6 protein-coding genes are annotated in these 10358 nt (G+C 46.4%); all 6 read left to right on the top strand.

The window, feature by feature from the left end; all coding sequences use genetic code 11:
* Positions 1–161: 161 nt before the first annotated feature.
* The 6 genes from Q0546_RS04830 (at position 162) to Q0546_RS04805 (ending at position 10097) form a co-directional block, all read left to right on the top strand.
* A complete protein-coding gene (locus Q0546_RS04830) occupies positions 162–1481 on the top strand; it encodes a TolC family protein (protein ID WP_298791020.1) in 1320 nt (439 codons plus the stop codon).
* The gene (locus Q0546_RS04825) at positions 1478–2632 is read left to right on the top strand and encodes an efflux RND transporter periplasmic adaptor subunit (RefSeq protein ID WP_298791018.1); all 1155 of its coding nucleotides are present in this window, start codon (positions 1478–1480) and stop codon (positions 2630–2632) included. The genes Q0546_RS04830 and Q0546_RS04825 overlap by 4 nt, the downstream gene beginning before the upstream one ends.
* A complete protein-coding gene (locus Q0546_RS04820; protein ID WP_298791016.1) occupies positions 2625–5645 on the top strand; it encodes an efflux RND transporter permease subunit in 3021 nt (1006 codons plus the stop codon). The genes Q0546_RS04825 and Q0546_RS04820 overlap by 8 nt, the downstream gene beginning before the upstream one ends.
* Before the next feature lie 315 nt (positions 5646–5960).
* Positions 5961–7046 (top strand): PepSY-associated TM helix domain-containing protein, encoded by a 1086-nt coding sequence (locus Q0546_RS04815; RefSeq protein ID WP_298791012.1) that lies wholly within the window; start codon positions 5961–5963, stop codon positions 7044–7046.
* The gene (locus Q0546_RS04810) at positions 7043–9181 is read left to right on the top strand and encodes a TonB-dependent siderophore receptor (protein WP_298791010.1); all 2139 of its coding nucleotides are present in this window, start codon (positions 7043–7045) and stop codon (positions 9179–9181) included. The genes Q0546_RS04815 and Q0546_RS04810 overlap by 4 nt, the downstream gene beginning before the upstream one ends.
* A gap of 298 nt (positions 9182–9479) precedes the next feature.
* On the top strand, positions 9480–10097 hold the full coding sequence (locus tag Q0546_RS04805) for a tetratricopeptide repeat protein (RefSeq protein WP_298791008.1): 618 nt from the start codon (positions 9480–9482) through the stop codon (positions 10095–10097).
* Positions 10098–10358 lie beyond the last annotated feature (261 nt).

Below are 10358 nucleotides of genomic sequence, written 5' to 3'. Positions count from 1 at the left end.
CGTTAAAAGCTTTCATTAGGTTTTTTATCGCTATAATCTTAAAAATGCTCCGCGCGCCGCTTAAATTTTCATTTTATTTCACCTACGGCGCCAGACTTCAGGCGGCGCAAACCCGCTCAAATTTAGCCCGCGCCGCCCAGAGCTAATAGGGAAGGGTTTAGATGAAAAAAATTTATATATTTTTGAGTTTTTGCGTTTTTTTAGGCGGCTCGGAGGTTAAATTTGAAGGAAATTTGCACGAGCTGATTTTAGCCGCGCAGAGCTCAAATTTAGCTCAAATTTCAAACTACGAACCGCAAAAAGCGCAACTGCAAAAGGACGCAGTAAAAAGTGCGTATATGCCAAGTCTCATGGTTGAGGGCGGATATAGCTTTTTAAGCGGCGACATAAACGTCCTGCGCCCGCAAAGAGCCGCCACGGCAAGGGCGATTTTGGAGCTTGCCGTTTATGACGGCGGCAAGCGCGAGGCTCTGCTAAGTTCGCTTTCGCACCTTAGTGCGGCTGAAATTTTAAAAAACGAGGAGTATCAAAACCTGCTTGCGTTTAACGCGACTAAGCTTTATTTTGGCTTTTTGTCGCTGGGTGAGCTCGCGCTGGCAAAAGAGGGCGAGATAAACTACCTAAAAAACGCGCTAAATAGGCTGGAAAAATACTACCGCGCAGGACTTAGCGACGAGAGTGAGTATGAAGCGGTAAACGCCAGATACGCCATGGCGCTGGCCGAACGCCTCGAGATCTCGCAAAATCAAAACGAGATAAAAAATCAAATTTACGCGCTAACGGGCAGATGTATAGAGCCTGTGGCTGGCTCTAGGATCGCTTTTACGGACGAGGAAAATTCCGTGCCGCCAAAGAGCGCAAAGCCCGAGCTTGAGGCGCTTAGGCTAAATTTTGCCGCGGCTTTGGAGGACGAAAAGATAACCGCGTCCGAGACGAACCCGCAAATTTTCATAAAAAATACCTACACCTTTATGCGCACTCATTACGATAGAAATTTGCTGCCGGCGCAGTATAGAAGTGCGCTGGAGCCGTATTTTGACGACTTTTTTAAGCCAAATTTAAATACAAACGAGCTGATTTTGGGCTTTAGCTGGAAGGCGTTTGATTTTGGCGCGAACAAAAAGCAGCGCGAAATAAAGCGCATAAGCGCGCTGCAAGCGAAGTTAAATTTAGATCAAAAGCGCTTGCAAAACGAGCTAAATTTAGCAAATATCAAAAACGACCTAAAGACGCTCGAGCAAAAGATCGCCGCCGGCAAAAGTGCGCTAAACTCGGCGCAAACCTCGCTAAATGCCGTTAGCAAAAAGTATGAAGCCGGGCTGCTCGGATACGTCGAGTTTTTAAACGCGACCGCGCAGAGCTTTAGCGCAGGCAGCGCTCTGGAGCTAAGCAAGAGTAAATTTGAGATCAAAAAGGCGGAGTATCTATATGAGCGCGGCGGCAAAATCGCTGAAAATATCGAAAAAACGGAGCGCAAATGAATAAAATTTTACTTTTTTTACTGAGCGCGGCGGTTGCGCTTTGCGCGCAGGATAAAATTTACGCGAGCTTTGACGTCGCGCCCGCAAAAGACGCGCAGCTCGCGCTAAAAGCCGTCGGTATCGTAAAGAGCGTAAATGTAGAAATCGGCTCCGCGGTAAAGCGCGGCGACGTGCTACTCGAGCTTGAAAACGAGAGCGAAAAGCTAGCCGTAAAGCTCGCGCAAAACGACCTAGAGAGCGCGCAGACGGCAAAAGCCCACGCAAAAAGCGTGCTGGATAAATTTAAGCTCGTTCAAAGCGTGAGCTCGAAGCAGGCTTTTGAAAATGCGGAGTTTGATTTTAAAAACGCCGCGCTAGCCGAAAACAGGGCGCATCTGGCGCTAAATTTGGCGCAAAAGAGGCTTGAGGATACGCGGCTACTCGCGCCTTTTAGCGGGACGATATCTGGCAAGAGCATCGAGGTCGGCGAGGGCGTGGGCGGCGTAGCGCAAAAGCTGATGTTGATTTTTTCGTATCCGGACGTGAAGCTCAAACTTAGCTTTGATGAAAAATTTAAAGACCGCGTGAAAATCGGCAGCGAATTTGTCTATAAACTAGACGGCCAAAGTGAGGAAAGGCGCGGTAAAATCAGCCTCATCTACCCGACTATCGATACAAAAAACGGCAAAATTTACGCCGAAGTGCAGGCGCGAAATTTGACGCCTGGGCTTTTTGGCGAGGGATATATCGTCTCAGACTCGCAGGAGGGAGTGGACGCCGAGCCTAAAAATAAGGACGAAAATAAAACGTCCGGGCTTAAATTTGACGGCCTTGACGGCTTTAAAAACGGCGAGTTTGCGTGCGCGAAATTTGACGCAGAAAAAACTAGCCTTGGCGTAGCTTGGTTTTTAAATTTGACGTTGCAAACGAAAGGCAAGGTAAATTTGAGTTCAAATTTGGTAAGCGGAGTCAAATTTGCCGACGCCACGAAAAATGCAAATTTGATGAGCGTATCAAATTTGTCGCATAAACAAAGCGGCACAAATTTAAACGCCGAATTTGACGCGGTGCAAATTTTACTAGCCGCTAATTGCCAAACGGTTTTTGCAAAGCGGGACGGACGGGCAGATTTGACGCAAAAGGCAGTTTTGGCGAAGGCGCAAAATGTATAAACTAGCCATAAATCGCCCGATTACGACGCTGATGTTTTTCGTCGCGCTCGTATTTTTCGGGGCGATGTCGCTTTTTAGGATGCCGGTAAATCTCTTCCCTGAGGTCGTCATCCCGCTGGTTAAGATCACGACCTACGCGCCGGGTGATATGAGCCTCATCGAGAGCAGGGTCACTAAAAAGATCGAGGACGAGGTCTCGACGATAGACGGTATCAAAAAGATCAGGTCATATACATTTAATAACCTCAGCATCGTTTTGGTCGAGTTTAATCTCAAGAAAAACATCGACGTCGCCGCGAACGACGTGCGCGACAAGGTCGCAAAGGCAAAGCTCGATGCCCAGCCAGAGATAGAGAAAATCAACAGCGACAGCGGCAAGGTGGCGAGCTTTTTCGTTAGCCGTAAGGATGAAAATTTAACCGCGCTCATGCAAACGGTAAAAGACGAAGCAAAGCCGTTTTTGCAGCGCGTAAAAGGCGTGGGCAAGGTCGATGACAAGGGCTTTTTGGAGCCTGAGATTAAAATTTACCTAGATCCGTTTAAGCTCGATAAATACGCCCTGACCGCAGCCTCGGTCATAAATATAATCAAATCGCAAAATTTAAAAGCTCCGCTTGGCAAGCTGGAAAACAGCGAATTCGAGATATTTTTAAAGAGCGAATTCGACGCTAAAAGCGTGCGCGAGCTAGAGGAGATCCGTCTGCAAAAGGACATATTTTTAAAAGACGTCGCGCGCATTGAGCTATCTCATCACGACACCGACGCCGTAGCTATGTATAACGGCAAGCGCGGAGTGTTGCTTGACGCTATAAAAGTAAGCGGCGCAAACACGATCGAGACGATAGACGCGCTTAAGGCTAAAACTGGCGAACTAGCGGCAAAACTGGGTGCAAACTACGAAGTAGAGCGGGTTTACGAAAAGAGCGAAAGCATCCTAAAGCACATAAATCAGGTCAAATTTGACATGATGCTGGGCGTCGCGCTCACGGTCGTCATCGTCTTTTTCTTTTTGCGAAGCTTTAGCGCGACCATCATTGCCGCGCTCGCGATCCCGGCTAGTATCGTGGGGACGTTTTTTATCATCGACGTTTTGGGCTTTGATCTAAATCGCCTCACGCTGCTGGCTTTGACGCTTGGTATCGGTATATTTATCGACGATGCGATCGTGGTCGTAGAAAATATCTCCAAAAAGATGCAAGAAGGCGAGAGCAATCCGCTAAAAGCAAGCTTTGAGGGCGTGCGCGAGATAGCCTTTAGCGTGCTTAGCATTAGCGCGGTGCTGCTTTGCGTGTTTGTGCCGATTGCCTTTATGGAGGGCATCGTAGGGCAGTATTTTAACTCCTTTGGCATGAGCGTGAGCGGCGGTATCGTGGTGTCGTTTTTGGTTTGCATTATGCTGATACCTAGTCTCGCGGCAAGGTTTTTGAGCGAGGGCGAGAGCAAATTTTACCGCGTGACGGAGCCCGTATTTGAGGCTCTGGAGAGCAGTTATGAGCGACTTTTGAAGCTTATTTTGAGGTTTAAAACCGTGTTTGTTATCCTTACTTTGGGCGTGCTGGCTCTTTGCATGAGCCTAGCCGGCAAGGTCGGTATGGACTTTTTGCCCGTCGAGGACGAGGGGCAGTTTGAGATATTTTTAAAGGCAAACCCGGGCATCTCGGTTGAGGCTATGAGCGCTAGAGCCGGCGAGGTCGTGCGCGCCGTAGATAGCGATCCGCGCGTCGAGTACTCCTATATGATCGCTGGTTACACGGACTCAAAGGACGCGTATAAGGCTAAAATTTACGTCCGCCTAAAGGGCTTTGAGTCGCGAAAAGAGCGCCAAACGCAGATAATGGACGAGTATAGAAAAAAGCTTAAATTTGAAGGCCTCAGCGTCAAAGTCCTGCAGATACCATACGTCGATACGGGCAGCGACAGCGAGCCCGTGCAGCTAACGATCACGGGAGATAGCCTAGAGAAGCTAGACGAAATCCTGCCAAAAGCCATCGCCATGGTGCGCGCTATCGAGGGCACGACGGATGTGGGCAGCGATAACGAAGACAAGATAAACGAGCTGCAAATCAGCGTAAATAAAGACAAAGCCAAACGCCTAAACGTCGATCCTAGCGCGGTGGCGCAGGTGATATATGCCTCCTTTGGTCAAAACAGGCTTGGTAGCTTTGATAACGGCGACGCGCAGTACGATATGATACTGAGGTTTGACGACGAGTACCGCAAGGATGCGCAGGCGCTGCAAAAACTAAAGATCAAAAACGCGCACGGCGAGAGTATAAGCCTAAGCGCGGTGGCGGAGTTTAAAACGAGCAAGACCTTTTCTGTGATAAACCGCTTTAACAAACAGCGTCAGATCAGGATCGTCGCAAACGTAGATAACGTCCCGCTGGGTGCTGTGCAAAAGGGTATCGACGAAAATATCGGTCAAATTTTACCCGCGGGCTACGACTACGTGATGACGGGATTTATCGAGATGATGAACGACACGAACGCGGCCTTTGTCTTTACGATCAGCCTTAGCGTCGTACTCATCTATATGATCCTGGCCGCACTCTACGAGAGTTTTATTTTGCCGCTCATCATCATGATCTCAATGCCGCTGGCGTTTGGCGGCGTGGCGGTCGGGCTGTATCTTAGCGGCAACTCCTTTAGCCTATTCGTCATGGTCGGCGCGATCTTGCTTTTTGGTATGGTGGGTAAAAACGCGATTTTGGTCGTGGATTTTGCCAACCGCTACGCGAACGAGGGCGTGGAGCTAAACGAAGCCATCGTGCGAGCTGGCGTTAAGAGGCTACGAGCGATACTGATGACTACTTTTGCTATGATATTTGCGATGCTGCCGCTTGCGCTTAGCAGAGGTGCCGGATACGAGGGCAACTCTCCTATGGCGATATCGGTGATCTCGGGGCTCATTAGCTCGACGCTGCTAACGCTACTCGTCGTGCCCGCGCTCTTTGGTGCAGTGTATAAGATAGATAAATTTGTGAGTAAAATTTATAAAAGAGAGGAAATCTAGGGCTCAAATTTGAGTTTGCTTTCGGCGAGACCTGCATCAAATTTGCGCTCGACGTTTGCTCTACCGTTGGGCGCTGATTTTGTTTAAACTAAAAAGCCGATTTTGCTTTGAGACCACATTAAATTGATTTCCGTAATTTAACGTAGCAAATTTGTCGTTTTGCATTCGTCTGCCTCTGCTAAACCCCGTTTTTAAATATTCAACGCAAAATATAGATTCCTTATTTATTTGATAATGGTTTTAGAAATTATTAATTTTTAAAATGCTAGAATCCGCGCCGATTTAAAGTAAATTTTAAAAGGGCAAATTTTAAACGTGAATATATTTGACAAAAAGACGATGTATAAAATTCATACTTATATTTCACTCATATTTTGCATTCCGCTAGTTATCGCATGCTTTACCGGTTCGGTTTTAGTTTATAAAGATAAGATAAATAATATTTTAATGCCAGGCGTCATCTATGTAGCAGACGGTAACGATGAAAAGAGGCTAAAATTTGATGAGCTAAGAGAAAAAATAGAAAAAGAGTATCCGCATCACGAGATCGTAGGTTGGAATATCGACGTAGATCCGCAAAAAACGGACAAAATTTGGCTTTTGCCTCACGGCGCGGGCGAAAAAGAGTGGGCGTGCGTGTATCTGGACGCTTTTAGCGGAGAGATAAAAAGCGGTCTCGTGCCGCACGATAGCGGATTTATCGGCGTCATGACCGAGCTTCACGAAAATTTGCTTCTTGAAAAAAGCGGTCAAATTTTGCTTGGACTAACGGCGATTTTTGCTTTTATTATTTCGATCAGCGGTTTCATCGTTTACCGAAATTTTTGGGCGAATTTGCTGCGTCTTCGGTTTTCGCGCATGGCTACTTTTATGAGCGATTCGCACAAATTTATCGGCGTTTTTTCGACGCCCGTTATTTTTGCGGTCGCGCTTAGCGGTGCTTGGTGGGAGCTTAGGTTTATGTTTATGCCGCCCTTTGACAACTCTAAATTTGCGATCGGCCGCCAAATTTACGACAAAAATATCTCTATCGACGCCCTCGTACAAAGAGCGGCCTCGGATATGCCGGGATTTGAGACGCACTACGTTAGCTTTCCGTTTTTTGACGGCGCAAATATCACGCTTTACGGGCAAAAACCGCAGCAAAGCTTCCTACATAGCCAGTACTCAAGCACCGTTACTTACGATAAAAATAGCGCAAATTTAATCGATGTAAAAGATATAGAGCTAGCAAGCAAAACGGATAAATTTTTATCGACGTTTAGGCGCGCTCACTACGGCGACTATAATGCAGCGACCAAATTTATCTGGTTTTTGTGTGGGCTAGCTCCGCTTGCGCTTAGCGTTTCGGGGATTTATTTATGGATAAAAAGATCAAATTTTAAAAGGAGAAAAAGATGAGAAATAAAATTTTGTTTTCGGTTGCGGCTATCAATTTGCTCGCGTCCGTTCAAATTTTAGCCGCTCAAAACGGCGGGAACGTAGCAGGCAAAGAGACGCTTGATGCCGTCGAGGTAACTAGCGAACAAAGGCGCGACGACGTAAAATACAACGCAAAAGAGCTCGTAAAAAGTACTACTAGGCTAGACCTCACCTCGCGCCAAACGCCTCAGTCGCTAACCGTCATCACCGAGGCCAGGCTAAAGGATCAAAATATCAACGACTATCAGGTGCTTTTGCGAAATATCCCGGGCGTCACGCTTAGCAAGTGGGATGAGCGCGTATATCCTACGGCTAGAGGCTTTAAGATAGATTATTATTTGCTTGATTCGATGCCAAGTTTCGGCGGATTTAGCCTAGGCGCAAACGATATGAGCATGTTGCCGTATGAGCGCGTCGAGGTCGTAAAGGGCGCAAACGGCCTACTAGCGGGTGCAGGCAATCCAGCGGCTAGCTTAGATTTCATCCGAAAAAGAGCAAATTCAAAAGAATTGACGGGAAATTTCAAACTAAGTGCGGGCTCTTACGATAGATACGGCGTATCGGGCGACGTGCAGACTCCCGTAACTGCCGATGGTAACGTGCGAGCTAGGGCGTCTTTTATGCACGAGAAGTCTCGCTCGTATATGGACTACTATAACCGTAAAAACACCGCTATCTACGGCGTTGTTGATGCAGATATCATGGATAGCTCGTGGCTAAGCCTAGGCGCTTTTTATCAGGAGCTAAAGCGCCATGGCATACGCTGGGGAGGAATGCCTGCGTTTTACAAGAACGACGTTAGGCGCGAGTTTAGTAAAAATGAAATTTTCTCGCAGCCTTGGACTAGATGGGATATCAAGACTTTTGACGTTTATGCCGATTTTAGGCACTATTTTGAAAACGAAGCCAGCCTAAATCTCTCCTACTCCTTCCGCCGCGCAAATACGGATACTAATTTGCTCTACTACGGCGGCAAGGTAAATTTAGACGGTACGGGCGATGTTAGCGGGCTTAGCGTCTATGCAAACAAACGCGAGGAAAATATCCACAACGTAGACGCATACGTAAACCTGCCCTACGATGCTTTTAGCTTGCCCCACGAGGCGGTTTTCGGCGCTATGTACAACAACTATAAAAAAAGCTCCGACAACGTCAGTAGCTACTGGAATAGCCGCACGACTCCGGCAGGCCTAGCCTATGCGGCGCGCACTAGGATAGATTTTAACAACCTACACCTAGACGACCCGAAGCTGCCTTACGCCGATCAAAACAACGCCGATAAAACGGTGCAAAAGGCCATATATTTGGCTAATAAATTCTCAATCACGGACGAGCTTAAGTTTTTGCTAGGAGCCAGAATGAGCTACTATAAGTACCGCATAACAGGCGGCAACGGAAATAGAAATTTCACTCAAGAAATCACGCCGTATCTAGGCATCACGTATGATATCGGCGAAAACCACACGCTTTATGCTAGCTATACAAGCATCTTTAAACCCCAAACCGTAAAGGATATCAACGACAAATACTTAGACCCGATCCAAGGCAAGGACTATGAGCTAGGCATAAAGGGGGATTATTTTGACGGCGCGCTATCGGCTTCATTTGGCGTATTTAAGGTCGTACAAGATAAACTAGGCGCAAAAACCGGACAAAAGATCCCAGGCACTACGACCGACGCGTATGAAGCTAAAAAAGGCGTAACGAGTAAGGGCTTTGAAGTGGACGTAAACGGCGAGATAAATCAAAATTTAAGCCTAGGTCTTGGGCTTACTCACTTTAACGCCAATGACGCAGACGGTAAGAAATTTGATACCGAAAGCTCGCGCACTACGGCAAATCTGTTTGCTAAATACACTATAGCGGACTTTAGAGCGGGTGCGGGAGTGCAGTATAAAAGTAAAATTTACGTCGGTAGCGGCGCAAATGAAATCACGCAAAAGGCCTACACGCTGGCAAATTTGATGTTTGGTTACAAGATAAGTAAAAATTTCGACATCCAGCTAAATATCGACAACGTATTTAATAAAAAATACTTCGAGGGCATCGGAAACAACAGGATGGTTTACGGCGATCCGCGAACGTTTAATCTAGGCTTTACGTATAGTTTCTAAGTAATTTTTGGATTTTGCCGCGCGGCTTGATTTACGAGCGCGGCAATCTGATCTATAAATTTGGCGCTTTTTGTCGGTATTAAATTTGTAAATTTATGAACTACGATAGGCGCCGAGTTTATATGTAAAATTGTACGTAAATTTGTATTAATGCGTCAGAAATACTCTTTTAACGAGCAATAAATCTGTTACAAATTTGACTGCGTTTGGTTGTAGCCGAGTATTTTAAAGTTTATTTTAAGCGTTATTTTGGCGAGCGTAAGGTAAGATTAAGGCAAAATTTTCTTAAGGCTAAATTTTGAAACGCGCTTTTTTTCAAGCTATCTCGCACATTGCCGTTTTTGCGCTGGTTGCGGCGTTTGCTAGTGGTTGCGCCGCGCCGAAAAAGGCAACCCCCGCACCGCCAAAGCCCGTTACGCAGTCTGAAATAAAAAACATCTGCGACGGCAAAACCCCAAAAGAGTGCAACGATACGGGCGTAAAATTTGAAAACAGTAAAGACTACGAGCGTGCAAAACTCTGCTATCAAAAAGCCTGCGACGATAACGAGGGTATCGCCTGTTCAAATCTAGGTTCGCTGCACCAAAAGCTAAAAAGCAAAGAGGAGAGCGAGATCTTGACGATATTTGCAAAGTCCTGCACGCTTGGCAACAAATACGGTTGCTATAATGCAGCTAACTTCTACCGTCTCAGGCGCGGCACGGAGCATGATTTTGCCGCAGCGCGCAGGCTTTATGAGAAATCGTGCCTAAAACTAAATCATGCTCAAAGCTGTTCAAATCTCGGCGGTATGTATCAGTTTTCGCTAGGCGTCAAAACCGCCGATTCTAAAACCGCAAAAAAATTTTACAAAATGGGCTGCGAGATGGGCGATGAGATAGGATGCAGGAACCTTTCGCTTATCGGAGACGAGTAAAATTTATTTACACTTTCTTGATTTTACCGCCAAATTTGACGATTCTACAACTATCCTAATCAAAATTTGACTGAGAGTGTTTGTGATTTGAGCCAAATTTGCCAGTTTGGAGAAAAGCACCGTCGCTTTTATGACGCAAAATCTAAATTTAAGACTTCCACCTAAGCGTAAAGGTTATTTCTTTGCCAGGTTCGCTTTCGCAGGTTACGGCGATAGCATTGTTTTCACAGGCTCTTTTTACCAAATTTAACCCTATGCCAA

The sequence above is a fragment of the uncultured Campylobacter sp. genome, from assembly GCF_937997465.1.
Taxonomy (GTDB): Bacteria; Campylobacterota; Campylobacteria; order Campylobacterales; family Campylobacteraceae; genus Campylobacter_A.
This window is presented reverse-complemented; position numbering and strand designations above follow the sequence as displayed.

Bases quoted from the DNA above. Each gene is read 5' to 3' on its own strand.
- Q0546_RS04825 (WP_298791018.1), top strand. From the start codon at position 1,478: ATGAATAAAATTTTACTTTTTTTACTGAGCGCGGCGGTTGCGCTTTGC.
- Q0546_RS04830 (WP_298791020.1), top strand. From the start codon at position 162: ATGAAAAAAATTTATATATTTTTGAGTTTTTGCGTTTTTTTAGGCGGC.
- Q0546_RS04820 (WP_298791016.1), top strand. From the start codon at position 2,625: ATGTATAAACTAGCCATAAATCGCCCGATTACGACGCTGATGTTTTTC.
- Q0546_RS04810 (WP_298791010.1), top strand. From the start codon at position 7,043: ATGAGAAATAAAATTTTGTTTTCGGTTGCGGCTATCAATTTGCTCGCG.